Genomic DNA, 25,733 nt, shown 5'->3' on the forward strand with positions numbered 1-25,733 from the left:
AGCGAGTTAACTTTGGAAACTAGCTTTTAAGTATCAAGGGTTTTACTTTTGCCCTACCCGAGTTTTCAAAAAATGGATTGGGTTTTCCTTTTCCGGTCAGTTTCCAGCTTAGTAATTTAACAATCAGTTTAAATTTGGTTATCCGTGGGGATGCTCCCAACAGTGTCTTAGGAAGTGGCTTTAAGGCTTCTTCCTCATTTACGGCCCCCAAGTCTTCAGCGTGACTTTGTAAAGCGCTAGTTTGCTCTGCAGCCACAAAATCTTGATAAACCGTAACTAAGGGCAGTTTAATGCCCACGGTATTAGCAATAGGTGTATTACAACATTGGCTATACCAGCGATAAATGCCTTTACGCGTTAAACGCAAACAGGCTAACTGCTGTTTGCCCTCAACTATTTCAACCTTAGCGGGCGCCGCTAAATATAGCTCGGAGCCACCATATTGGTTTATTGAGCCTCCCTCGCTCTGCAAATGTAGAGCGAACTTGCGGCAGTCTTCACAGTAACAGACTAGCTGCTTAACAGCGCTTGGGCTTACTTGCTTTATCTGCCCTTTTATTTTCCCACAACGGCACTGTAAATCTACATCCATGATTAACTCCAATTAACTCATGCTTGTATTTTATAAGGAAGCAGCTTCTTACACTGCTCGGCATATTGCGCAATTTGCCGCTGTTCTTCGAGGCAAAAATCTTTTATCGCAGCGGAAAAATCACTACGAGCAACATAGTGAGAAGAATACGTAGTCACCGGTTCGAAGCCCCGGTAAAGCTTATGCTCACCTTGCGTTCCCGGGTTAAACCGCTGTATTCCCTTGGCAATCGCAAACTCAATGCCTTGATAAAAGCACAACTCAAAATGCAACATATCTAGCTCTTGCAAACATCCCCAGTAGCGGCCATATAAGTTATCTTGATTGAAAAAGAACAAAGCACTAGCCACAATTTTCTGGTCTTTTTCTGCTGTCACTAGCAGCATGTTATCGCCCATTTGCTTAGCGAGTTGCTGAAAAAAGCCAAATGACAAATAGCCTTTTTGTCCACGCTTCATATAGGTAGTTTGATAACAAAGATAAAATGCCTCTAAGGCTTGATAGTCGATATCTTCGCCCTTTCGCCAAACTATCTCGTCCACGCTGGATATCGCTACTCTGCGCTCTTTGTTAGTGGTTTTTCTTTTGCGAGAGGTAAAACGTGATACATAATCTTCAAAGCTAGCATAGCCCTGATTATGCCATTCAAACTGCACCCCGTGACGCGTCATCATACCATTGCTTTGCAATTGCTCGGCAAAAGACTGCTCAATAAAATTGCAGTGCCAAGAGCTTAAGTTCTGCTGTTGGCAAATATCTACCACACTATCGGTCAGTTGAGAAACGGCGCTATCAGTGAGGGCATTACCAAAATGCTTATCCCCAGCGATAGGCGTAAAAGGCTGCATGGTTACAAGCTTGGGGTAGTACTGTAAACCGTAACGCTGATAAGCATCGGCCCAGGCCCAATCAAACACATACTCACCATAGCTATGTGACTTTAAATAGCTGGGAAACAATAATTGATGATCGGGCAACTCTATATGATGAGGCTGCCAGCCGCTATTAGCACCCACACATGCTTGTTGCTCTAAAGCTTGTAAGAACAATGGGTTGTGAAATGGTGAGCTAGCATTAAGCGTAATTTCACTATGGTTAATATTAGAGTGCAATAAATAACTGCAGTTGTTAGTTAACGCGTTTTTACTGGTAGTCACAAAATCACATTTCGTTACATTGATACAACCAAATTACAACAAAGCGACGCATAACAATACTATTTATTGGCTCTGTTGGCCGCTTTTACAAAACATGCTCTTTGCAACTTAATATAAATAAACCTTAAGTAGCTAAATCACCGGCGCTAGTGCAAGGCAGCGGTGGCAAAGTTTGGTTGCTAGCTGCACCTCGTTGCCTGTTGCTGAGCCATTCAAGAAACTCGCGCTCGGGTAAGGCCTTTGCATAAAAATACCCTTGGGCAAGCTCACAGCCTAAGCTCAACAATTTATCTTGTTGTGCTTTGCTTTCAACTCCCTCTGCAATAACCGGCAATGAAAATACTTTTGCCAAACTTATAATGCCTTTTATCATCCGGAGATCCTTAGGGTCGTCCAGTACATCACGAACAAAACTTCTATCAATTTTGATGAGTTCGGCAGGCAAGCTTTGCAAATAGCTTAAAGACGCATAACCAGTTCCAAAATCATCCAAGGCAAAGCTAAAACCTAGGCCTTGGCATTGTGCCATCACTTTTGCGACTTGAGCAAAGTCATCTAATACTCCCGTCTCGGTAATCTCTAGCTCTAAGCAGCCAGGCTTTACCGTTGGGTATTGCTTAGAAAGGTGATCTAAGCGTTCGGCAAAATTATCTTGTTGGATATGAAAAGCAGATATATTGACACTTACTTTAAGATGCACGCCTTGTTGTTGCCAACGCTCTAATTGAGCCAAAGCTTGGTTTATTACCCACTCGCCTAAGTCAATAATAAGCGGGTGATCTTCAATGGCCTGCAAAAAACTCACAGGGGAACGTATTCCCAAGTTAGGATGCAGCCAGCGCAATAGCGCTTCAGCACCAATCACTTGTCCGGTTTTGGTATTCACTTGAGCTTGATAGTAGAGTTGCAACTCTTGATTTGCCAAGGCTGCTTTAAACTCTTCGCGTTGAGCAAATAGAGACTTGATCGTTCGAGCGCTTTCTCCATCAAATAGCTCATAACGATTTTTACCAGCCAGTTTTGCGCGGTATAAGGCTTGATCTGCTTGGCGGATTAATTGCTCCGGAGCCAAGCTTTCTTGATCCTGTTCCGGATAAAATGTCACACCGATACTTGCCGAAGTTTCAATCTTTAGGCCGTCGATAACAGTGGTAAAATTGCAGGCCTTTATGATGCGCTCTACAGTTAACAAGCATGCTGATTGGCCTTTGTCGCAATTTAGTACCGCAACCAACTCATCTCCACCAAACCGTGCGATGGTATCTTCGGCTCGAATACCTGAGGCGATTTTTTGGGCAATATCCCGCAATAAGCGGTCACCCGCATCATGCCCTAAATAGTCATTTACCTTTTTAAAATCATCAAGATCTATCATCAAGACAGCGATACGAGAGTTGTTTCGATTGCAGCGTGCCACAGCTTGGCTTAAGCGGTCTTCCAAAGATATTCGGTTAGCTAAGCCGGTGAGCGGGTCGTGCGTAGCTTGGTAAGCCAACTGAGATTCGCGCTCTTCTCTCATTTTTGCTTCATATTGAGCTTCGGCCCATCTACGTACCGCAAGCCACAACAAAAAAATCGGAGATAACAGCACCATTAAGATGATTTCGTCCAGTTCCCAACTTTCATGGTTGCGAGAAAAGGAATATAGGGTTTCAAACGCTTCGAGATGAGCGAGAACAAATCCCAATAATAATGTAGCCAATAACGCCGCAAGAGATTCTGCAACGATACACTTGTTAGAACGTTTTGCTTTGCTAATCAAACCCAATCCCTGGAGTTTAAAGCCTTTGCGCTGGTGATTGCCGTTGAGTCACCAGTATCAAGGTTGTATTACCATCATATTTAATGAAGTTGAGTCTATTGCTTTGCGAACTTCCTTACAATAGCTATTGAGTAATAACATTAAATAAAATTGATAAAAAACAGAGCATTATTTGACATAGCAATCAAAACTCAGGCGTTGAGCCAAAAGTATTTTCTCGATTTGAAAGAGTAAACTGATTACAACACAAGTTGGTTGCCCTAGCGCGTTTCAAAACCTAAGGCTTGTTAGACTAAGAGCGAATGATAAGCGCAAGTTCGCTAAGCTCAACGGTAGGATAACAGCAGAAAGCAAGAGCCGATAAGTCGGCTCTTGCGAAGTAAACTTAAATACAGTCTACGATTTTAATATCTCCAGGTGCCCAACCGATACCCCTCTCGAATTTCTTACCTTCGTCAGTAACAAATTCAACAAATAGGAAGTGGAAGTGCCCGTCTGGAAGATCTGCAGTTGGGATAACTAAAGGATCACTTAGGTCAAATTCGGCAGTTGCCGTACCTGATTCACTGTTAGCCGATTCGGGATGTTCAATGATGTAATCATTAACAAGCCCCCAACCAGCATCCATGTGTCGTAAGCGGAAGGTTAAACCATTGCTGTTAACTTCTGACCCCGAACCGGCATGATAATTTGCCACCACATCAAGAGGTTGATTTGTACATAGCTCTGGTCCGAGATATTTACTGTTGTCATCAAATACAACACTCGCTTCTACAAATGCCTCTACATCCAATGAAACGTTATCTTTTACTTGATCAGCTACTTCAGAACCTACAGCAGTTGCAGTAATCACAACATTACCCGCAGCAATAGGGTTAACTTGACCACTGGTTGATACGGTTGCAACACTCACATCAGATGAAGACCATAGAATTGAAGGATCATCAGGTAGTTCTCCAGGTTCACTGGACGTAAGCTGCGCGGTTAATTGGTAGTTTTGACCAATGTAAACAGCTTGTTCTTCCCAGTCGATGCTAATGCCTGTTGCATAGATAGGATCAAACTCGCCTGACTTCACCAGCAATGAAGCAGAGACACTTTCGGCGGCAGTGGATTGTACAGTGATTGTTGCCTCGCCTAGCTCTATCGCAGTGACTAAGCCAGTATCACTAACTGACACTAGATCTGGAGCGCTTGAGGAGTAAGTCACGCCATTAATCGCATTAACCGGCGTAAAACTTTGTGTAATCTGGTAGCTATCACCAGGGCGCAGTTTACGCTCTTCGCGACCTAAATCGATATCAGTTGGCGCTGGCATTTCAGCATCATCACTGGTGATTCGCTCATTAATGGCCGGAGCATTTAAATAAACTGTCTCACCATTACGCCACGTAATCTGGACTTGTTCGATAGCTGTAGATTTACCTAAACCAAAATGTACTGTGTTAAGTAAACTTTGTGAGAAGTTTTCACCAGAAGAGCCTACACGTCTTGTATAAGACTTACCTTCAACTGACACTTTAACAACTGCCGACATTGGGTCGACATTATGCACTGGGCTATAACCAACGTGCACTAAACTATGGCTGTCGGTAATTTCTGTTTGGTTTTTGTAGAGATACCAAATGCCGTCTTCACTGCCATTAAGTAAGTCAACTTTACCATCACGAGTTAGTGCAAAGGCTTGTCCCATATCACCATGACCAGGGTCTTTTGGATCATGAGCGCCATGCATTTGAGTTAATTCAAATTTACCTTCACCGGTATTTATCAATAGATAATCGGTAACACGTTCCTTTAAGAAACCATAGCGATGAACAAAGATGTCATTGTAACCGTTGTTGTTAAAGTCTCCGTAAGTAACACCCCAGTGGTTCCCCCCTGGAGGGAGATTCCATTCGCTGGTTTCATCAACAAATACACCGCCTTTGTTAACCAACAGTATATCTTGCTGATTTCGGTTCTGAGGCTCCCATGCAGTATTCACATTTTGAATGTTATCGAGTGAGAACGCTACCTGCCAAAACACGTTGTCATTTTTAACCCATTCCACATTCCACTGGTTGTCACCAACGTAGCCGATGTAAATGCCATTTTCTTCGCGATTTTCTGGCCACCCCATTGCTGCTTCTTGGGCAATAGTTAGGTCTTCCGGAAGTGTGTAGTAGTCCTCAACTTTAACCACTTCATGGGCAACTTTGTTCTCGCCCAGCATTATCGGGAAACCACCGTCATATTGACGATAAGTGAGGTGAAGATTTTTTAGTGTAAACGAATCTTCAACCGTGAGCTGCATGGTTCTGCGCCCCTGATTACCATCATCGTTAAGATCAAGTGTTTGTGAGGTCGGGTTAAAGTCTAAAGAACGATTTGAAAGTTGGTAATGCGGAAGGCCTTTTGATAAGTAGATATCTGCAAAACCATTTCCTGTCACATCCACATCAGCAGCCGCTTGAACTTGCCATGTTTGGCGTACATTCTCAGGTAAAACTGTGTCTGTTACGTCAGTAAACGTGAAATCGCCATTATTTTTCCACAAGGTCATCGGAGTGAGGAATAATAAGTCATCTACGCCATCGCCATCGTAATCCAATACTAACACCCGTTCAGTATTGGCTTTTTCGATGCCGGGTACATCAATTCGACTAAAGGTTCCGTCTAGGTTGTTTTTGTAAAATAAATGCTGTGCTCCACTGTCACCGTTAATGCCTTCAGCATTAATGAATACTAGGTCAAGGAAACCATTGCCATTCATATCAATGAATCGAGCACCACGACCACGGGCACTTTCAGTGATGCCTACCTCTTGGTAAGACTCTGTTAGTGTAGTGTCCTCGTTAACGAAAAAGTCTGGGTATGAAGGTGTTGTTCCGTTGCCACCACCTCGCGTTACGATAATGCCCAAATCACCCGATTTGTCATAATCAGCTGCGGCGGTACCATGCATGTCACCCCATGATAAAGAACCATCCCAGTCACCAGTGTTTAAGGTAAACGTGCCGTCTTGGTTATTCCAATAAAGCTGGTTGGTTGGACGCCAGTTATGGTTATTAAGAATAAGATCGTAGTAACCATTATTATTAATATCGGCAACGGTTGGCCCACCATATTTAGGTAGATTTAGTTGGTCAGTGATCCCCACCTCTTCGGCAATATCAACAAACTTAGGCAGTAATAAATCGGGGCGTTCACTAAATTCCATTTTATTAACAGTGATACCACCACCACGGGCCATTAACTTAATACTTTTTTGACCCACCTCACCAATATCCACTAATGCATTAATAGTATTGATACCAGAGGCAGGAATATCAATATTGTCTATTGCAAGCTTGTCATCGATGTAGAGCGACAAATTGGCAAAGTCACTGTCGATAGAAACTTCAAAGTCAATTCGTTGTAACGAATCGCCACTCAAATTTTTCTCTAAGGTAACTGGCTCAAAAATGCCAACTGTAAAACTGTCATCTACTGGGGGGGGAGTACCATCGTCTGAGCTGCTACCACATCCGTATAACGTAGTTAAAGAGGCGGCTAGCAAGGTCAAACAAAGACGCTTATTAAAGCGTTCAACCATGTGGGGCATATTAAATCCTTTTTATTCAGATTATGACTGGAACCAAATTCCCCCTTAAGCTAATTCATTGGTAAACCATGATTCAATATTGGTTCATATTTAGTGCGATAACGATCCATATTGGTCAACCATTATTGTGGAGTAGATCGATGTTTGAACTTAAACATACTGATAACAATTGGAATTACTGCAATGATTAATCATTAAAAATATTTACTTCCACCTAACTTAGGATTTTAAAAAGCAGATAGGTAAGAAGTATCACAAAAGGCAAGCTACTGATGTTTAGTGTAAAAAATGGACCGCTATTAATACTATTGAGTTTGTTCTGTTTGCTTACACCGGGTATAAGCTCAGCCTGCGAGGACGGACGATTTCATGGAAGCTATGACCCAATATTGAATAGACCAATAAAGCTGCCCGATGGCGTTAGAGTTGTAACACCGAAGATATTGGACTTGGTCGATCGTGAATTTAGCTATCAGGTTGTTATTGAATCCGATGGTGAGATAGAAGACTTAGCTATAAAAATTGCACCAGGCCCTGGAGTGATTGTTAATCAAGAATCATTCGGTGTTTTCGAGAATACGATGTCACATACCGTAACCGCAAAATCTGTAGCAAGTGTAATGACGATGACCTCGGTACAGGTTCGCGGCCGCTACAATGGGCAAGAGTTTAATGCATATCGTTTTGTCACTGCGCTACCTAAAAAATAGGTATTCGACTACATCCGTAAATGATTGATTATGCCGATAGCGTACCTCAGTGAGAAACGATGTTACTAGCTATAATTGGGCTCGTTTATACCTACGAAACAATAAGCGAGCTGTGAAAGAATCTATGATTGAGATACAAAAAAGTAGTTAGGTAAGAGATATCGGCCCCATTTCGCAAAGCGCTAAGAGCAAACTCTAATAACGACTTCTTCTGCACTCGGCTTCTCAAATTGTTGCCAAAACATCTCCATCATCTCGGGTGTCATTTCGTAAGCGTTCTCACCGCGATCCTTATTACGTGAATAAGCGCGGTCACAACATTGCGCAAAACTTACGTCTAGATAGTGAATCTCAAACTCAAAGCCTTCGGCTTGGGCCCACTGAGCCATTTCTATTCGCTCTGTTTTTTGCCAAAGGCCGCAATCAAACACAACTGAGTTTCCCAACTTCAATAACGATATTGCTGATTGTTGAAACAAGCCATAAAGAGCATCTTGTCGCGCATCAAATATCTCGCGCTCCATATGCTCACCAAACAAAGGGATCATCCACTCATCCATGGTGAAACGAAATGCCGGCAGCTCCGCCGTTAGCTTTTTTGCGTAAGTGGTTTTACCTGAACCAATAAAACCACACAGAAAAATGACTTTAGCCACTTGAATTGTTTATTAACCTCATTATCACTATTGAACAAAGGCTAGAGCATTCAGCCTAATCTGAAACACAACTCGCTGGCCTGGGTGTCCAATCAATTTGTATATAATTTGCACCGGTACGCATCGCTACAAACCAATACAAGTCAGTGTCATATGTTCCACTATAACCATAGTAATTTGAAGACCAATAACCAGAGCTAGCCGGCCAACCTTGGTTTACAAACATGTTTCCATAGTCATTAAACAGATCACTTAGTTCAAAACGTGTGGCTCGCCTCCAATTAGTTTTTCCATCAAAGGCTATATTATTTAAATCTAGACAAAAGCGGTCGTATTGACCACCACCGGCACCATCATTACGAAACCTTACATAAATCCCTTCAGGTGCATAAGTACCATCTTCTGCAATAGCCTGGGCATACGTTAAACCGCTATTCGCTATCTTATGCATGGAGGTATACCCCATAGCGCTGACTATTGATAAGCTAGGCCCTGCAGTAAACAACTTACCAGCGGCATTGCCAGATATACCCGTTGAATACAAGATGCAATCACTCGACGCTGGTGTGGCGCCACACACAGGTACTGTATCAACAACCGACAGGTTAGTCCCTGAGCTGTTTACACCATTAAAACTCGCTGTAAACTCTGCAGAGCCTGTAGCAACAGCGATAGCATTACCACCAGAGATCGTCGCAATTGATGCATTGCTGCTACTCCAGTCAGCTATTGAAGTGAGATCAGCCGTTGTACTGTCACTATAAACGCCAGTGGCACTATAAGTACTCGTACGCCCATTAACTAACAATTGGCTAGGGGCATTCACCTCTATACTCGACAACACAGCAGCCGTTACCGTTAAACTACTACTATTAATTGTATAACCAGCTAAGCTAGCTGTAATCGTACTGCTACCCTCGACAACTCCAGTAACCAAGCCATCAACAACCGTTGCAACTCCGGTATCTGTGCTATTCCATGACACCATATTACTGATGTCTTGAGTACTGCTGTCTGTATAGGTGCCCGTTGCAATAAAACGTTGGGTATTGCCCTTAGCAATACTACTTGTTGCGGGGGTAACCTGAACACTGACCAGCTCTTCAGCAGTCACTGTTTGGATAGCTTTATTACTATTAACGCCCCCTAAACTGGCACTGATTAAACTAGTTCCTTGTGCAGTCGCAGTAGCTAAACCATCAATAATGACTGCTACACTCGTATCGCTGCTATTCCACGACACCAATCCACTAATATCTAGCGTGCTGTCATCTGTGTAGGTTCCGGTAGCCACATAAACTTGGGTACTCCCTTCGGGCAAAGAGCTTAATGCAGGAGTAACCTGAATGCTAACCAACTCTTCTTCTATCACTGTTAACGTTGCACTACTGGCTATCCCGTTGGTACTCGCACTTATTACGCTTACGCCTTCGTCAACCGCCGTCGCTAGTCCATTAACAATGGTCGCTATATCTGTGGCACTGCTATTCCATGCGACTAGACCGCTAATATCTAGCGTACTGCCATCGGTGTAGGTTCCGGTAGCCACATAAGTTTGAGAACTCCCTTCAGGCATAAAACTTAAAGCAGGAGTTACTTGAATGCTAACGAGTTCTTCTTCTATCACAATTAACGTTCCACTGCCGCTTACCCCATTAAAACTCGCACTTATTACACTTGTGCCTTCATCAACTGCAGTGGCTAAATCATTAACAATGGTCGCAATATCTGTAGCGCTGCTATTCCATGTAACTAGATGACTAATATCTTGAGTGCTGTCATCCGTATAGGTTCCAGTAGCTACATAAGTTTGAGTACTTCCTTCAGGCAGAGAACTTGAAGCAGGAGTTACTTGAATACTAACTAGCTCTGCGGCAGTTACCGTTAACGCTACATTATTACTCGATACATCCTTGAAGCTCGCACTAATAATTGTTGAGCCCTGAGCTATTGTTGTTGCTATGCTATCAGCGATGGTTGCCACATCAGTGTCGCTGCTATTCCATTCAACTAAATTGCTTATTTCTTGAGTGCTATTATCAGTGTAAGTACCTATTGCCAAGTACTCTGCATTGGTACCAAAAGCAATAGTGAGATCGCTAGGGGTAACTTGAATAGAGACTAGTTCAGCGTCTGTGACTGCCAGCTCAACAAGATTACTTTGAACGTTTAACAAGCTCGCAGACAAACCTATAGAGCCAGGCATTAGTGAGAGCAACTGACCCGAATTAATACTGGCCACCTTTTCATCGCTCAGAGACCAAGTTACTTCGTCAGTAACGTTAACAATACTTGAATCACTAAAAGTAGCCAACACCTGATAATCATGACTAATACCAACCGGAAGTGAAGTTAATGCAGGTGTGAGTTGAAGTTCGACTAACACTGCATCTGTCACTTCAACTCTCAGCTGATTGCTTTCTATTCCGCGAAAACCAGCCGACACAAGTGCAGTACCTTGTGCTACAGCCAATGCTTTGTTGTTTTCAAACTTAACTACAGCTTGATCACTACTATGCCAAAACACTTGATTAGTAACGTCTTCTGTTGAACCATCATACAAGGTGGCAATGGCAATCAGCGATGGGCTAAAGCCTTTTGGAACCCCCGTGTTTAACGAGTCACCTTTTTGTGATTCTATAGATACTTGTAACTTAGCCACTGCTAAATCGCCAGTTGAGTCGAAAATACAAGCACTAAGTAGTGTGGTAAAAATTAAAGCAAAACAACAGAACAGAAAACTTTTCATGAGTTTGAGCTTCTTTAATTACAAAATTAGAAAAATTATACTAATACGTTCCTACAAAACCATCAATAAATAAACATAATTACAACATATGCAACAGGTTAAGCTGCTTACACTTATAACAATAGACGAATTGTGTTGTTATTCTAATTTCAAATAAAAAAAGCCCTTGCAGATTGCTCTGCAAGGGCTTTTTATACAAAACTAAATACTAGTTTAAATCGATAGCTTTAACTAGCTCAGCGATAGCATCCCAGTTTTGTTCTTTGATTAGATTCGCTGGAACCATCCAAGTACCGCCACAAGCAAGTACAGCATTAATGCTTAGGTAATCGTTAATGTTCTTAACCGATACACCACCAGTTGGCATAAATTTAACCGGGTAAACCGCCGTTAACGCTTTTAACATGCCTACGCCGCCTGATGGCTCTGCTGGGAAAAACTTTAAGGTGTCTAAACCCATTTCCATCGCTTGCTCAACCAATGAAGGGTTATTAACACCAGGAATAATCGGCATGTTACGTTGCTGACAGTAACGCACGGTTGTTGGGTTGAAACCAGGGCTAACCACAAAATCAACACCTGCTTCGATAGCCTGATCAACTTGGCCACTGTTTAATACTGTGCCCGCACCAATTAGCATGTCTGGGTAGGCTTCGCGCATGTTAGCAATTGCTTGAGCCGCAGCTGGCGTGCGGAAAGTAATTTCAGCACAAGGTAAACCATTATCTACCAATACTTTTGCCAATGGCACAGCATCATCTGCGTTATCAATAGCGATAACAGGAATTACTTTAAGCGCTTGAAGTTGTTCATTTAAGTTCATGTTTTGTTCCTAGTTCTTACACCGCATCTGCGGTAAATAATAGCTGAATCTTTGGCATATGTGCGGCGTCAATTACTGCGCCTTTATGCTGAATAACTGTACCAGCCACTTTATGGCCAGTTAATGCTGCTTGTTCGGTATTTGCACCGTGTAAACGAGCAACCAAGTAACCTGCAGCGAATGAGTCGCCCGCAGCATTGGTATCAACCACATTAGCAACTTTTGTAGCTGGAACACTAATTGCGCCGTCTTCAGTAACGATTAAACAATCTTTACTACCGCGCTTAATCACTAATTCGCTAACACCTAGCGCTAAAGTACGCTCTATGCATTGCTCTATATGCGCATCATCATAAATCTCTTGCTCATCATCAAAGGTGAGCATAGCAGTATGAGTGCAGGCTAGAACTTTGGCATATGCGTCGATAGCTTGTTGCTTACTTTGCCATAAAGCTGGGCGGAAGTTGTTATCAAATACAACTTTCGCCCCGTTGTTTTTACACTGAGCTAAAACTTGGAAAAGCTTCTCTTGAGATGCTTCTGGCAACACTGCAATGCTAATTCCCGACAAGTAAATTACATCATAATTAGTCAGCTCTTCAATTAAAGCGTCACTAGCACGCTCTAACCAAAATTTAGCAGCGGAATCGTTGCGCCAATACAAAAAGCTGCGCTCGCCAGTCTCGTCTACCTGAACCATATAAATACCAGGTAACTTGTCATCTAAACGTTGTACCAAGTGGGTATCAATATTGTCGGCATGCCATGTTGCGATCATTTGCTCGCTTAAGGCATCGCGGCCAAGTGCGGTAACATAGCTAGCTTTGGCATTTTGACTAATACGCGAAAAATATACCGCTGTATTTAGCGTGTCGCCACCAAAGCTCTGACGAAGGCCATTTTCTTGTTGCTGCAGTTCTACCATGCATTCGCCAATAAAGGCGACTTTTAACTCAGTCATGAATGTTTCCTCTTAAGACAAGAAGTCCTCACGCGGTGGTGAGAAACAATCTACTAATACGCTACCTTCTTCCAGCGCAACTGCACCATGCATGAAAGTACGCGGGGCGATGTAAGCATCACCTTTCTTAACAATTCTTTTTTCGCCGTTGATTTCAGCTTCAAAGCTACCTTCGGCTACGTAACCAATTTGGTCGTGAAATTCGTGGGCGTGTGGAGCACCAATAGCGCCCTTTTCAAAACGTACGTGAACAACCATTAACTGGTCGGTGTGACCCACAATTTTACGGGTAACGCCATCGCCAAGGTCATCCCAAGGAGTTTCTGCTGAATTAAAAAATGCTGTCATAATGTTTCTCGTTATGGTTAGTTTTCAGTTGTGCTTAAGGTAAATCCTTCTTTTACCAAGGCGAGACTCACTCGCCTTGGCTTAAGCCTCTCGCGTTTATTCCGTTATCGCTTCTGTGTCTAAGTTTTTATTTGGTTTTCTAGAAGCTTGTACTAACAAGATCCCAGCTACCAATACTATGGTTCCGCACAGAACAAACAGTGCTCGACCGGAAATGTCATTTGGAATCAATGCCATGGTGATGATGCCGAAACCAGCAACACTAATTAGGTTACCCAACATTGAACGCTGTTTAGTATCTAGGTTGTGTTGCTCTTCAGTGTTTGCATGTACTGGAGTATTCCAATCGCGGAACAGCTCAGCTACTTCAGCTTCACGCTCTGGCGTACGCCCTTTAAAGAACAAGGTTGAGCCAACAAAGAAACCACCGGTAAATATCACGTGTGCTGCTAGGCTAAGTCCTACTTTCAGGTCAGCCCATTCACGACCAGTTAGGGCTTGCTCTAAGCCAAACCAGTTTTGAATGTCGTCAGAAGTTAACGCGATACCAAATACATAAGACACCACACCACCAACTACTAAGGTTGCCCATCCTGCCCAATCAGGCGTATTGCGGATCCACATACCAAGTAGCACAGGAATCAGCATAGGGAAGCCAATCAACGCGCCAATGTTTAATACAATGTCAAACAGGCTTAGATGACGTAGTGAGTTAATAAATAAGCCTATCGAGATAATCACAAAGCCCATGAATATCGTTGCGGCTTTACTTGCAACAATAAGTTCTTTTTCGCTGGCTGCTTCTTTACGTAATATCGGTGAATAGAAGTTACGAATAAAGATACCTGCATTACGGTTAAGACCCGAGTCCATAGAGCTCATCGTAGCGGCAAACATTGCCGACATTAACAAACCCACCATACCTGCTGGCATAACGTTTTGAACAAAGGCTAAGTACGCTGCATCGCTGCCACCTACGGTGCTATAAGCTTCCGCAAAGTCAGGCATAAAGGCATTTACGTACCAAGGTGGTAAGAACCAAATAAGCGGACCAACAATCATCAACACACAAGCTAAACCAGCAGCTTTACGTGCGTTATCACTGTCTTTGGCACATAAGTAGCGGTATGCATTAATACTGTTATTCATTACCCCGAATTGCTTCACAAAGATGAATACAATCCACAATAAGAAAATGCTCACATAGTTAAGGTTACTGCCCATCACAAAGTCGCCATGGAAGTTACCAATGATGTTGGTTAGACCGCCACCATGGAAGTAAGCAGCAATGGCACAGGTAATTGTTACAGCCATTATCACTAACATTTGCATGAAATCAGACGCAACAACCGCCCAAGAACCACCGGTTACAGCCATTATCACCAATACTACACCGGTGAAAATAATCGTGGTTTCCATAGGAATGTTGAAAACAGCGGCAACAAAAATTGCCAAACCGTTTAACCATACACCGGCAGAAATCAAACTGTCGGGCATGCCTAGCCAAGTAAAAAATTGCTCAGAGGTACGGCCGAAACGTTTTTTAATCGCTTCGATTGCGGTAACTACGCGAAGTTGTCGAAACTTCGGAGCGAAATAAATGTAATTCATAAAGTAGCCAAACGCGTTGGCTAAGAACAAGATAACGATGGCAAAACCGTCGCTAAATGCTTTCCCTGCTGCTCCAGTAAAGGTCCATGCTGAAAATTGAGTCATAAATGCTGTCGCACCTACCATCCACCACAGCATTTTACCGCCGCCTCTAAAGTAGTCACTGGTGGAAGATGTAAAAGTACGAAACATCCAACCTATCGCAATTAAAAATACGAAGTAGGCTAGTACAACAACGATATCAATACTCATAGCCGCCTCTGAAGGTCAAAAGTTAAGTGTGAAATAATTAAAGCCAGCTAAGTGTATTACAAATTAATTATATTGTAATACAAAAACACTTTATGTGTGATGAAGATCCAATTATTTTTTGCTTAGCTTGTTTTGATTAATTTTAAGGCAAATCCAGCCTCACGCTACATGGCTTCAACAAGTAAGCTACAATGCTGTAGAACGAATAAACAGCAAAAAGATATATTGTGAGTAAGTTCACTTTTTTACCTGATTATGCTGAATTCATTTTTTATTTGTATTACTTTATATCAATAAATTATGTGTATGAGGTTTCAAATGCTTGCGAATTTAAATGCAGTGTTACTAGACCAGCAGGAAATTGCTGAAATTAGCCAAGAGCTAAACACCAAAAGCTTAATGGGTTTAAGCTTAGCTAAAATGATTAGCGAAACTCAGGCTTATATGGCTAAGCCTATTGAGGTACCCGGCCATGGCGAAGCGGGTGGTTACGAGCACAACCGTCACAAGCAGAACTACCAGTACATAAATCAAGCGGGTCGCTTATTTCTTATTACCGGTGAAGAGCAATACGCCCAATACACCGCAGACATACTGACCGAGTATGCCGACAAGTACCTAGGCTTTGGCTTTCATATTCAACGCAATACCAACCCACCAGGGCGTTTGTTTCACCAGATTCTTAACGAACACGTGTGGCTTCTGTATTCAAGTTTAGGCTACAGCTGTATTAAGCACTGGTTAAACGAAGAGCAAGTTAAACATATCGAAAGCCAACTATTTCAACCTATGTTGGATATGTTTACCGACAAATACGGTTTTGATTTTGACCGCATTCACAACCACGGCCTTTGGGCGGTGGCAGCGGTAGGTATTTGTGGTCTAGCCATTGGCAAACCAGAATATGTAGAAATGTCGGTACATGGCCTAAAAGGTGACGATGTTACTGGTGGGTTCTTAGCACAAATTAGCCAACTGTTTGCGCCATCAGGCTACTACATGGAGGGGCCTTACTACCATCGTTATGCGATCCGCCCACTGTGTTTATTTGCCGAAGTGTTGCACCGCCATCGTCCAGAGCTAGACATCTTTAACTACAAAGACCAAGTGATTGGTAAAACCATTAAAGCAATGTTAGCTACCGCCTACCCTAACGGTGTGTTCCCAGCGCTAAACGATGCCTCGTTAACAATGGACATTAAAGATCAAGGTGTAGTAGTGGCAGTGAGCTTAGCTTACAAACACTACGGCCACGATGAAAAACTGCTTGGCATGGCTAAAATTCAGCAGCAAGTTTGGTTACACGGTTGCGGCGCAGCGTTGTCAAAAGCTTACCAAGAGTCAACCAACACAGCCCTTCCTCACTGGCCAAGTGTTGAGTTAAACGAAGGTCCAAATGGTGATCGCGGCGCACAAGGCTTTGTGCGTATGCAAAGCAAAGACGGTGACGTTAGCCAATTGGTAATGAACTATGGCCAACACGGCATGGGACATGGTCACTTCGACACCTTAGGCATTAGCTTCTTCAACCGTGGACAAGAGGTACTTAAAGAGTACGGATTTGGCCGCTGGGTAAATGTAGAACCTAAATTTGGTGGTCGTTATTTAGATGAGAACAAATCTTATGCACGCCAAACCGTTGCTCACAACGCAGTTGCTGTAGACCAAGCTTGTCAAAACAACTTCGATGTAGAATTGGCAGACAGCAAACACGGCATTCCGCACTTCTTCGAAAGTAGCAACCAAGATCTACAAGCAGTAAGTGCCTTTGCTGAAGAGTTTTACCCTGGCGTTGACCAACAACGCAGTGTAGTACTCATTAACGACGACGCACTAGAAGCACCGCTATTACTAGACGTTTTCCGTTTATCTAGCGACACCGAACATAGCTACGACTACGCCCTACAATACCAAGGTCAAATTGTACGTTGTACAAGCGATTACCAAACACATAAAGAATTGGCACCAATGGGTGACAACTTTGGTTACCAACATTTGTGGAACGAAGCGCAAGGCAAAGCCTCTGAAAACAATTTAGTAAGCTGGCTACAAGGCAATAGCTACTATTCTTGGATTAGTGCCAGCGAAGCAAACGACGAGCTCTTCTTCACTCGCGTAGGCGCTAACGACCCAGAGTTTAACCTGCGCAGCGAAACCAGCTTTATTTTACGCCGCCAAGCTAAATCTACGGTATTTGCTAACGTATTAGAAACGCACGGCTACTTTAACGAAGCTGTAGAAGCCAGTACTAATGCTCGCGGCAAAGTAAACCAAGTTACTGTAGTTGTAAGCAACGACATTGGCAGCGTTATTGAAGTTAAAGGTGAAGGCATTGATTTCACCGTAATGCTTAGCAACCAACGCGATGTAAGCGCTGAAACTCAGCACACTATTGAACATAATCAACAAACTTATTGCTGGCAGGGATCTCTGGCGTTAGAAAAGAACCGAGGTTAACCATGACTTACCAACCATTATTGATAAGCTTTGAAGAAGCAAAAGAGCTAGCTAAGCATCTAAATACCGATTCGCTGATTGGTCAATCTATCGCGGCAGAAGTTGCCGCACTAGAAGCCTACATGCCTTTAGGCATTGAGATCCCAGGCCACGGTGAAGCAGGCGGTTATGAGCATAACCGCCACAAGCAAAACTACATCCACTTGGATTTAGCTGGCCGCTTGTACCTAATTACTGAAGACCAACGCTACTTAGATTATGCACGTAGCATGCTGGTTGAATACGCCAAGGTGTACCCTACTTTAGAGCTAAACACTAGCCGAGACTCAAACCCACCAGGGCGTTTATTCCACCAAACATTGAACGAGAACATGTGGATGCTGTACGCCTCATGTGCATATTCTTGCATTCGTCATAAGTTGGCAGAAGACGAGCAAACACTGATCGAAAATGACTTATTTAAGTTAATGATTGAGCTGTTTGTAGACGTGTACGCCCACGACTTTGATATTGTGCACAACCACGGTTTGTGGGCAGTAGCAGGTGTTGGTATTTGTGGTTACGCAATTCAAGACCAAGCCAGCGTAGATAAAGCCTTGTATGGCCTTAAAGGTGATAGCGTAAGCGGCGGCTTTATTGCTCAGCTTACTCAGCTGTTTTCTCCTGACGGTTACTACATGGAAGGTCCTTACTACCACCGCTTTTCGTTGCGCCCAATCTTCTTGTTTGCCGAGGCTATTGAGCGTCGCCAACCAGAGATTGGTATTTACCAACTAAAAGATCAGGTTATTAAAACTACAACCTACGCAGTAATGGCTACCGCCTTTCCTAATGGTGTGTTACCTGCACTTAATGATTCATCAAAAACCATGGACATTAACGACGAAGGTATTTTGATTGCTACCAGCATGTGCTTTAGCCGTTACCAACGTGATGCCAACTTAGTGGCTATGGCCAAACACCAAGCTAAAGTTTGGGTGCATGGTTCTGGTGCCAGCCTATCGGATGCTAGTGAAAATGCTGCAAGTATTGGTGGCTTTAACTGGGGCAGCTTAGTATTAACCGACGGCGCTGAAGGCGACCGAGGCGGCGTAGCAATTTTGCGCCACCGTGATGCTCAGCAAGACGACAGCATGGCGCTACTTTGGTTCGGCCAGCATGGTAGTGACCACAAACTTCACTCGGCCTTAGACCATGGCCATTTTGACGGCTTGCACTTCAACCTATTTAATCGTGGCCAAGAAGTATTGCACGACTACGGCTTTGGCCGCTGGGTAAATGTAGAGCCAAAATTTGGCGGCCGTTACATTCCAGAGAACAAAAGCTACGCGAAGCAAACCATTGCTCACAACACTGTGGTTGTTGACTACCAAAGCCAAAACCAAGGTGATACCGCCACCGCAGAAGAAAAATGGGGCGAGCAGCACTTCTTTGTAAGTGGAGACAACCAGTTACAAGCAATGAGTGCGTTTGTACGCAACTACTACCCTGGAGTTGATCAACAACGCAGTGTAATCATGTTTGAAGCAGAAGGCTTCGCTAAGCCTTTGGTATTGGATTTGTTCCGCCTAGTAAGCGAGCAAGAGCATAACTATGATTACGCCCTTCACTACTCTGGCCAGTTTATTCGCAGCGACTTTAACTACGAATGCAATGCACGCCTTAAGCCTTTAGGTGAAAACAATGGTTACCAGCACCTATGGCATCAAGCAACAGCAGAAGTTGAAGGTTCAAGCCTAATCACTTGGTTGCAAGGCAACAGCTATTACACAATGGTTAGTTCTTCGGTAGCAAATAGCCAAGTTATTATGGCGCGTACCGGTGCAAACGATCCAGATTTCAACTTGCGCAGCGAACCAGTATTACTGTTACGCCAGCAAGGTAAAGATCATTTGTTCGCCAATGTGTTCGAAACTCATGGCTACTTTAATGAAGCGATTGAAGCAAGCACCGAGGCTCGTGGCCAAGTTGTTTCGGTTGAAGTATTGGCTCACAACAAAGTGGCGTCAGCAGTGGCGATTCACTTGGTGTCGGGCAAACAGATTACCGTTTGTGTTTCTAACCAAGCAAACGTGAAATCAGATACTCAACATCAATTAGAGATTAATGGCGAAACCCTACGCTGGAGTGGCGCGGTTTACATAGCTTAATACACTCTATTCTTGTAAAAGCCTCGCTATGCGGGGCTTTTTTATTGCCTCGCGTCAAGCTCATACTGCTCTACCAACATTCTGCTGTAACAAAATATTCATCTATCGCCATCCCCTACTCTGACAAGCTTGCCAAAGTTGATTAATTAACAAACAAGTAATTTAACCCAAATGGGGAATGGTCGTGAATTATCAGCTTAGGTTACTCTTTCGTCATACCTAATTAGTAACATACTTGATTTAGGTAACTGTTTAACAAGGATTGTTATCAACGAATAGAGGTTAAAGGAATGACGATAGTATTAACGCTTTCTCTACTAACACTAATTATGCTTGCACCAATTAAATTGGGCACTCAAGTGCTCAAAATTGAGCGCTCAGGAATAGATGTTTGTTTTGTTGCTGTAATTGCTGCCATAGCCGCTACAGCGTTTACCGAAATGGTTATTGGTGAGGGGCTCTTCCCTTCTTTAGTTGCTTTAGTTATCACTAGCATTCTATTCTCTTTGGTCTTTCGAACCACTGCTGTAGCGGGTTTTGTATTAGCGTTATTGTCTACCGCAATACAGTTTGCCTTTGCGCTAGGCCTTGTGGCCTTAGGCGTTGTTATTGCTTATAGCATCTCTTAACTAACCCCCTTATTCACCCAAAGGGCGCTTTCGCGTCCTTTTACTTGCGCCAAACTAAATTCACCCACAAAGAATTTCTACTAGGTTTACTCGCTTCTTTTTCTTTTCCCCGCTAACATAAAAATGTTAAATCATTGATCTAACGCTAGCTTGCTAGTTAACAAAGATTTTCAGGGACGGAATGAAGAAAACAGTACTTAGTATCTTGCTGCTATCGCTATCAAGTACTAGCTTGGCAGAGCAAGACGGTGGTCCTAGATTAGTTGCCTATCGTGATACCTATATTTTGCTAGGGAAATACAACCCTAACCCACCAAGTTTAGGTGATTACTCCTCAGTATTAGCCACTAAAGAAGGCGAAAATGGCAGAGGTATCGACAACCTAGAAACTGAGTTTCAAATTAGTGGCAAGCTCATCGTAGCTGAAAACCTATTAAGTGAAAGAGACTACTTTAGCATTGCCTATACTCAGCAAAGTTTTTGGCAGGTATATAACAAACCCTTCTCGTCCCCATTTCGTGATACCAATTACGAGCCCGAGCTCATTTACACTTGGCGCCCCGATCAATTTAGCATTGCCAAAAATCGCTGGTTGTTGCGCGCAGCTAGCCTTGGGTTTAGCCATCAAGCAAATGGTTCTTACGGTGATTTTGATCGCTCATGGGAGAGAATATACGCCCAGCTTGATACCTCTTATAACGATTGGTTAATCACCTTTAAACCGTGGATCCCAGTAGGCCCCGAAGTAAACAACGGCGGTGACTTCACCGATTATTATGGTTACGGAGAACTGACTGTAGGGTATTTATTTGGTGACAATCAATGTAACCACCGCATCACAGCAATGGGCCGCAATAATCTACAATCAGATAATAAGGGCGCTTTAGATTTGCGTTTTGCTTACTGCATTAGCCCTGCATTTTCTCTCTACGCCAAGTATTTTAATGGCTATGGCGAGTCAATGCTTGACTACAACATTCACAACCAGTCTTTTGGTTTAGGGGTTGCCCTCAACCGGATCGGTGACCGTCGTGAAATGATGTCTACCAGCAGCCAATGGACGTTTGCCGGCATGAGCATGTTTAGAGATAACTATATTCTGCCATTTAAATATAATCCCTCCCCTGCTATCCCTGATTTAGCCGGTGGAATACCTGGTCAACAACCTGAAAAAATGGAAGTAGAGTTTCAGTTTAGTTTCCGCCTCACGCTTCCTTTCACGCTATTTACCGATAGCGATAATTTAAGCTTTGCTTACACTCAACAAACCTTTTGGCAGCCTTATGAACGCTCGGGAGATTCGATTCGAGAAACCAACTATGAACCCGAGTTTTTCTACCAATGGAATAGCCAAGCTGACCAAAAATCACAATGGTCGCCTGAGTGGCTGCGCCTTGGCTTAGTGCACGAATCAAACGGACAAACACAAATACGCTCGCGCTCATGGAACCGAGTGTACGCAGAATTTGGCTTTGATGCAGACCCGGTAAGCATCTCGATTAAGCCATGGTATCGAATACCAGAAGACGAGTCTGAAGACGATAACCCTAACATGGAAGACTACTACGGCTACGGTGAGCTAACGGCCAAATGGCAAATAAGTGAGCGTCATCGTTTAAGCTTTTTAGGACGCAATAACTTTAAAAAGGAAAACAAAGGCGCTTTAGACCTACGCTGGTCCTATGGTATAAGCCAAGAGTTAGCGCTCTACCTTAAGTACTTTAACGGCTATGGTGAATCCCTAATTGATTACAATAAACATAATCAAAGCTTGGGTATTGGTTTTGCCATTAACAACTAGTGGCTTTACAGTAACCACCGAAAAGAGCGTTTTAAAAAGTTAGTCGCATCTTCGTGAATGATTTCACCATGCGACATCACTAAGGTATTAGCTTGCCAGTTGAGTATCAGGGTTAAATGCTGGCGTGCTTTGGCTTTACCGAACATAAAACTAAGCCGCCAATCTAGCGGCATTTTTCCATTCGGCGCAACTATACCGGTCATTCTTGCCAATAAACGTTGCCACCAGTCAAAACCAGCTGGGTTAAAGTTCTCAAGTAAGTCGGTAACAATTAATACACCTGATGAAGGGTGGTAAAAAATGCATTCTTGCATCAATGGAGAACCGGTAAAAAGCACTTGTTTTATCTGTTGATGCCAAGGCCACACTTCACTTGAACTGTTGGTTAAAGCGCCATCAAAATCCAAATCATTACGCTTAATAATTAATTGTTCTGTGCCATACAGGCGAGCATCAGGGAACTGCTGTTGCCAAGGCTCAATAAACAGATGATGCAGATGATTTGGCGCGACCAAATACTTAACCTCTCCTAGCGAGGCTATATTTGTTAGCAAGTTATCGTTTAAGGCTATTGGACTATGGACCCACAGCTGCTGATTATCCAGGCGGATAATAGTCATACGGGTAGAATACGGTAAACCGAAAAAGGGAACACTAGGCCCCTCTACAACCCAAACATTCTCGGCAAGTTGTTGCATTGTACTCCCTTTCACTACGCACTATCTCTATAGTTTGTCCTCTTCTAAACAAATAAGTTCTTGAAAGCATGAAATAAAAATCAAGAAAGTCATTTAAAGAAGAATTAGAGAGCAAGTTATAGAGGAAGTAGAAACAAAAATGCCGACAGTATAACTGTCGGCATTTAGCAATTATCAGAGAGGTAATACTAAGCAGCGTTATCAGAAGGCAAACGGTGATTACTGTTATTTAGCAAGGCTAGGTTAGCTTCACGCGCTTTTTCTGCATTGCCAGCCATAATCGCATCATAAATTGCTTTATGCTCATCAATACAGGTGCCACCTTCTTTAGAAGAGTGATCAATAAAACCGATAAACATGGTGCGTAGTACGTTAGCAAAAGGAATGTAAAAGCTATTACCAGTAGATAGGAATACCAAACGGTGGAACTCCATATCTACGTCTGTCCACGAAGTGTCTTCATCAACCCCGGTAGCAACATCGAACATCTGTTGAAAAACAGCCGACAAGCCCATACGCTGTTCGGCAGTAGCATTTCTTGCCGCTAAGGCAGCTGCTTCTGGCTCGATAGCACGGCGTAAAGCCAAAAACTCTTGATAAGCTTGTTCTGTATTGCTTAAACCCATCATCCAATCAAGTAATTGGGAGTCTAAAAAGTTCCAGTATTCGCGGTCACGCACACGCGTACCAATTTTAGGGCGAGACTCTAATAAACCTTTAGAGTTAAGCAACTTAATCGCTTCACGTAATGCAGTGCGGCTTACACCAAATTGTTCGCACAAGTCGAGTTCGCCAGGAATAATGCTGCCCTGAGGCAAGCTCCCCGACAAGATGCCCCGGGCAATCTCTCTCGCTACTTGCAAATGTAGGCTTCGAGACGCACCTTCTATTTGCATGAATTCGTTAGACATAAAATAACCTTAATCAAATATTGTGTTAGCAATAACCAATCCGCCGGATTTATCATTGCTAACACAACTCATTCTACATTTAGTATGACTAATACTACCCTATTTGTAATAGACCAGATACAAAAAAAGCCGTCAAATGTAGGCTTGATCGCTATATTTGTAACACTTAAATACTAAAGTCTTAGCTCATTACCAAAGAAACAACACCCACCGAGTGCTTTCAGCCATTAAAAAAGCCACACTTAATGTAAGTGTGGCTTTGCTATTCTAAAGCGCTAAACGCAGCAATTAGATACCTAAAGCTTGTCCACCACCAATCTGTACAGTTTCTGCAGTGATGAATGAGGCATCTTTGCTTACCAAGAAAGAGATAGTTGAAGCAACTTCTTCGGGTTGACCTAAGCGGCCTAGTAGAATGCTATCTTTCCAAGAAGCAAATACTTCAGGCTTAGTTTCTTTGATTTGAGCATGGAATGGCGTATCAATAGTACCAGGAGATACTGCGTTAACACGAATACCAGCTGGCGCGAGTTCTTTTGCTAACGCGCGAGTTAAGGTATGTACCGCCCCCTTAGAAACGCCATATATGCCAGCACCCGGACCACCGGCATTCCAACCAGCATTTGAGGTGAAATTAATGATTGAAGCACTTTCACCTTTCTTCAAGAATGGAATTGCAGCACGCGATACAAAGAATGCACTATCTAAATTTAGCGCCATTACAAAACGGTAGAACTCAGTGGTCATTTCTTCCATAGGGCTACGACCGCCTAAGCCACCGGCGTTGTTTACCAGCACGTCAATTTTGCCAAACTTTTCACCAATTTTGGTCACATTGCTAGTAACTGCAACTTCATCAGTAACGTCAAAGCTATAGTATTCAGCTTCAATACCCAGTTCTTGTAATTGAGCAACGCGCGCTGCGCCGGCTTCATCTTCGATACCGTTCAAAACAACGGTATAGCCGTCTTCACCTAAACGTTTTGCCACTTGAAAACCAATTCCACCGGTTGCTCCGGTAATTAATGCAACTTTATTAGACATATCTACACTCTCAATTAAAGGTTAAGTAATGTTAGAGAGCCAACGGCCTCTTTAGTAATACAAATAGACTACACCTTGATAATTTGTAATACAAATACACAGATCACACTTTAGAAGTTATAGCGTAGGCCTATGCGGCTTCTTAACTCTCGTTGGCTAGATTGATCGGAAACTGAAACATCACCAAACTCTAACCACGGCGTCCAGCTGCCCATGCTGTAATGAATGGTAAAGTTGTTTTCATAATTAGTTCGGCCATTGTTATAGAGGTGATATTCAGAGTTGTCGGAGTAGTAATAGTTACCCTCTAGACCAAATGTCCATTGCTGATACTTATACCCAATGTTGGCGGTATAGCGATGGCGATACTTCTTAATATCTTCTCCCGGTTTTACGTCAAGTCGGTAACGGCCACTTAATGACAATCCCTTTACCTTTTCTGGGGTGTAGGTCAATCGGAGTTGCGGTTTGTAGGTAGCACCGGATTGACCAAACTCTATAGGCATACCAGGAATTAGCGCCCATTGATCGTTTATTTTATAGCGGTAGCCAAGGTCGATTTCAGATCCGTTTGATTGTAAGTCTTCCATGAATTTGCCCTCTTCTCCTTTAAATTTAAGCTCTAAAGCCATAGAGAAATTATTTTCAAAGGTATGGGCCATCTTTACTCGGCTAGCATGCTGCTTGGTATCGCTTTTGTACTCATGGCGAAAGTCCACTGAAGTCGCGAGAACGTTCGCACTCAGTAAACAACCACCGCTTAGTAACACCGCTAGACTGTATGATTTCATGTTTATAACTCTACATTGAACACAATAATTTGTATTACAATATCA

18 protein-coding genes and 1 pseudogene are annotated in these 25,733 nt (G+C 43.0%); 5 read left to right on the top strand and 14 right to left on the bottom strand.

The window, feature by feature from the left end:
• Positions 1 to 19: 19 nt before the first annotated feature.
• The 4 genes from OV592_RS12635 to OV592_RS12650 all read right to left on the bottom strand — a co-directional run bounded on the left by OV592_RS12635 (position 20) and on the right by OV592_RS12650 (position 7,097).
• Entirely contained in the window at positions 20 to 592 is a 573-nt protein-coding gene (locus OV592_RS12635) for a DUF6151 family protein (protein ID WP_406608811.1), read from the bottom strand.
• A 17-nt stretch (positions 593 to 609) separates the two neighbouring features.
• Positions 610 to 1,749, bottom strand: a complete 1,140-nt coding sequence (locus OV592_RS12640) for a GNAT family N-acetyltransferase (RefSeq protein ID WP_406608812.1) — start codon at positions 1,747 to 1,749, stop codon at positions 610 to 612.
• Positions 1,750 to 1,873: 124 nt separating this feature from the next.
• Positions 1,874 to 3,511 (bottom strand): putative bifunctional diguanylate cyclase/phosphodiesterase, encoded by a 1,638-nt coding sequence (locus tag OV592_RS12645; RefSeq protein WP_406608813.1) that lies wholly within the window; start codon positions 3,509 to 3,511, stop codon positions 1,874 to 1,876.
• Positions 3,512 to 3,896: 385 nt separating this feature from the next.
• A complete protein-coding gene (locus OV592_RS12650) occupies positions 3,897 to 7,097 on the bottom strand; it encodes an FG-GAP-like repeat-containing protein (protein WP_406608814.1) in 3,201 nt (1,066 codons plus the stop codon).
• Between the two features lie 389 nt (positions 7,098 to 7,486).
• On the opposite strand from OV592_RS12650, the gene OV592_RS12655 reads away from it, so the two are divergent.
• Positions 7,487 to 7,807, top strand: a complete 321-nt coding sequence (locus OV592_RS12655) for a hypothetical protein (RefSeq protein WP_406608815.1) — start codon at positions 7,487 to 7,489, stop codon at positions 7,805 to 7,807.
• 182 nt (positions 7,808 to 7,989) lie between these two features.
• Here OV592_RS12655 and OV592_RS12660 read toward each other — a convergent pair whose 3' ends face one another.
• From OV592_RS12660 to OV592_RS12685, 6 genes and pseudogenes are all read right to left on the bottom strand, one after another.
• A complete protein-coding gene (locus tag OV592_RS12660; RefSeq protein ID WP_406608816.1) occupies positions 7,990 to 8,463 on the bottom strand; it encodes an AAA family ATPase in 474 nt (157 codons plus the stop codon).
• Positions 8,464 to 9,370: 907 nt separating this feature from the next.
• Positions 9,371 to 11,212, bottom strand: a pseudogene (locus OV592_RS12665) (Ig-like domain-containing protein); the annotation flags it as partial.
• Between the two features lie 208 nt (positions 11,213 to 11,420).
• Positions 11,421 to 12,035 (bottom strand): bifunctional 4-hydroxy-2-oxoglutarate aldolase/2-dehydro-3-deoxy-phosphogluconate aldolase, encoded by a 615-nt coding sequence (locus tag OV592_RS12670; protein WP_016403991.1) that lies wholly within the window; start codon positions 12,033 to 12,035, stop codon positions 11,421 to 11,423.
• A 16-nt stretch (positions 12,036 to 12,051) separates the two neighbouring features.
• Positions 12,052 to 12,996, bottom strand: coding sequence for a sugar kinase (locus OV592_RS12675; RefSeq protein WP_406608817.1), 945 nt, complete (start codon positions 12,994 to 12,996; stop codon positions 12,052 to 12,054).
• A 12-nt stretch (positions 12,997 to 13,008) separates the two neighbouring features.
• Complete coding sequence (locus OV592_RS12680; protein WP_016403993.1) at positions 13,009 to 13,344, bottom strand: cupin domain-containing protein; 336 nt, start codon at positions 13,342 to 13,344, stop codon at positions 13,009 to 13,011.
• Positions 13,345 to 13,440: 96 nt separating this feature from the next.
• Positions 13,441 to 15,207, bottom strand: a complete 1,767-nt coding sequence (locus OV592_RS12685) for a sodium:solute symporter family transporter (RefSeq protein ID WP_406608818.1) — start codon at positions 15,205 to 15,207, stop codon at positions 13,441 to 13,443.
• A gap of 318 nt (positions 15,208 to 15,525) precedes the next feature.
• Here OV592_RS12685 and OV592_RS12690 point away from each other — a divergent pair, with 318 nt between their 5' ends.
• From OV592_RS12690 to OV592_RS12705, 4 genes are all read left to right on the top strand, one after another.
• The gene (locus OV592_RS12690) at positions 15,526 to 17,664 is read left to right on the top strand and encodes a heparinase II/III family protein (RefSeq protein ID WP_406608819.1); all 2,139 of its coding nucleotides are present in this window, start codon (positions 15,526 to 15,528) and stop codon (positions 17,662 to 17,664) included.
• Between the two features lie 2 nt (positions 17,665 to 17,666).
• Entirely contained in the window at positions 17,667 to 19,814 is a 2,148-nt protein-coding gene (locus OV592_RS12695; protein WP_406608820.1) for a heparinase II/III family protein, read from the top strand.
• A gap of 290 nt (positions 19,815 to 20,104) precedes the next feature.
• Positions 20,105 to 20,443: a hypothetical protein gene (locus OV592_RS12700; protein ID WP_016403997.1), complete on the top strand. Its 339-nt coding sequence runs from the start codon at positions 20,105 to 20,107 to the stop codon at positions 20,441 to 20,443.
• Between the two features lie 181 nt (positions 20,444 to 20,624).
• Positions 20,625 to 22,244, top strand: coding sequence for a phospholipase A (locus OV592_RS12705; protein ID WP_406608821.1), 1,620 nt, complete (start codon positions 20,625 to 20,627; stop codon positions 22,242 to 22,244).
• A gap of 5 nt (positions 22,245 to 22,249) precedes the next feature.
• Here the strand turns inward: OV592_RS12705 and OV592_RS12710 are convergent, their stop codons facing one another.
• From OV592_RS12710 to OV592_RS12725, 4 genes are all read right to left on the bottom strand, one after another.
• Positions 22,250 to 22,942, bottom strand: a complete 693-nt coding sequence (locus OV592_RS12710; protein WP_406608822.1) for a DUF4336 domain-containing protein — start codon at positions 22,940 to 22,942, stop codon at positions 22,250 to 22,252.
• A 188-nt stretch (positions 22,943 to 23,130) separates the two neighbouring features.
• Positions 23,131 to 23,853: a FadR/GntR family transcriptional regulator gene (locus OV592_RS12715; protein WP_016404001.1), complete on the bottom strand. Its 723-nt coding sequence runs from the start codon at positions 23,851 to 23,853 to the stop codon at positions 23,131 to 23,133.
• Positions 23,854 to 24,141: 288 nt separating this feature from the next.
• Positions 24,142 to 24,897 carry an SDR family NAD(P)-dependent oxidoreductase gene (locus tag OV592_RS12720; RefSeq protein WP_406608823.1) on the bottom strand — a complete coding sequence of 252 codons (756 nt, stop codon included), beginning with the start codon at positions 24,895 to 24,897 and terminating at the stop codon, positions 24,142 to 24,144.
• A 110-nt stretch (positions 24,898 to 25,007) separates the two neighbouring features.
• Entirely contained in the window at positions 25,008 to 25,688 is a 681-nt protein-coding gene (locus OV592_RS12725; protein ID WP_406608824.1) for an oligogalacturonate-specific porin KdgM family protein, read from the bottom strand.
• Positions 25,689 to 25,733: the final 45 nt, after the last annotated feature.

Source organism: Agarivorans sp. JK6, from assembly GCF_045277145.1.
Taxonomy (GTDB): Bacteria; Pseudomonadota; Gammaproteobacteria; order Enterobacterales; family Celerinatantimonadaceae; genus Agarivorans; species Agarivorans albus.

What these genes read in the sequence shown, in the direction of transcription:
- OV592_RS12715 (WP_016404001.1), bottom strand. Translation starts at nt 23,853, where the DNA reads ATGTCTAACGAATTCATGCAAATAGAAGGTGCGTCTCGAAGCCTACAT.
- OV592_RS12705 (WP_406608821.1), top strand. Translation starts at nt 20,625, where the DNA reads ATGAAGAAAACAGTACTTAGTATCTTGCTGCTATCGCTATCAAGTACT.
- OV592_RS12675 (WP_406608817.1), bottom strand. Translation starts at nt 12,996, where the DNA reads ATGACTGAGTTAAAAGTCGCCTTTATTGGCGAATGCATGGTAGAACTG.
- OV592_RS12685 (WP_406608818.1), bottom strand. Translation starts at nt 15,207, where the DNA reads ATGAGTATTGATATCGTTGTTGTACTAGCCTACTTCGTATTTTTAATT.
- OV592_RS12710 (WP_406608822.1), bottom strand. Translation starts at nt 22,942, where the DNA reads ATGCAACAACTTGCCGAGAATGTTTGGGTTGTAGAGGGGCCTAGTGTT.
- OV592_RS12635 (WP_406608811.1), bottom strand. Translation starts at nt 592, where the DNA reads ATGGATGTAGATTTACAGTGCCGTTGTGGGAAAATAAAAGGGCAGATA.
- OV592_RS12725 (WP_406608824.1), bottom strand. Translation starts at nt 25,688, where the DNA reads ATGAAATCATACAGTCTAGCGGTGTTACTAAGCGGTGGTTGTTTACTG.
- OV592_RS12680 (WP_016403993.1), bottom strand. Translation starts at nt 13,344, where the DNA reads ATGACAGCATTTTTTAATTCAGCAGAAACTCCTTGGGATGACCTTGGC.
- OV592_RS12670 (WP_016403991.1), bottom strand. Translation starts at nt 12,035, where the DNA reads ATGAACTTAAATGAACAACTTCAAGCGCTTAAAGTAATTCCTGTTATC.
- OV592_RS12690 (WP_406608819.1), top strand. Translation starts at nt 15,526, where the DNA reads ATGCTTGCGAATTTAAATGCAGTGTTACTAGACCAGCAGGAAATTGCT.
- OV592_RS12700 (WP_016403997.1), top strand. Translation starts at nt 20,105, where the DNA reads ATGACGATAGTATTAACGCTTTCTCTACTAACACTAATTATGCTTGCA.
- OV592_RS12695 (WP_406608820.1), top strand. Translation starts at nt 17,667, where the DNA reads ATGACTTACCAACCATTATTGATAAGCTTTGAAGAAGCAAAAGAGCTA.
- OV592_RS12720 (WP_406608823.1), bottom strand. Translation starts at nt 24,897, where the DNA reads ATGTCTAATAAAGTTGCATTAATTACCGGAGCAACCGGTGGAATTGGT.
- OV592_RS12650 (WP_406608814.1), bottom strand. Translation starts at nt 7,097, where the DNA reads ATGCCCCACATGGTTGAACGCTTTAATAAGCGTCTTTGTTTGACCTTG.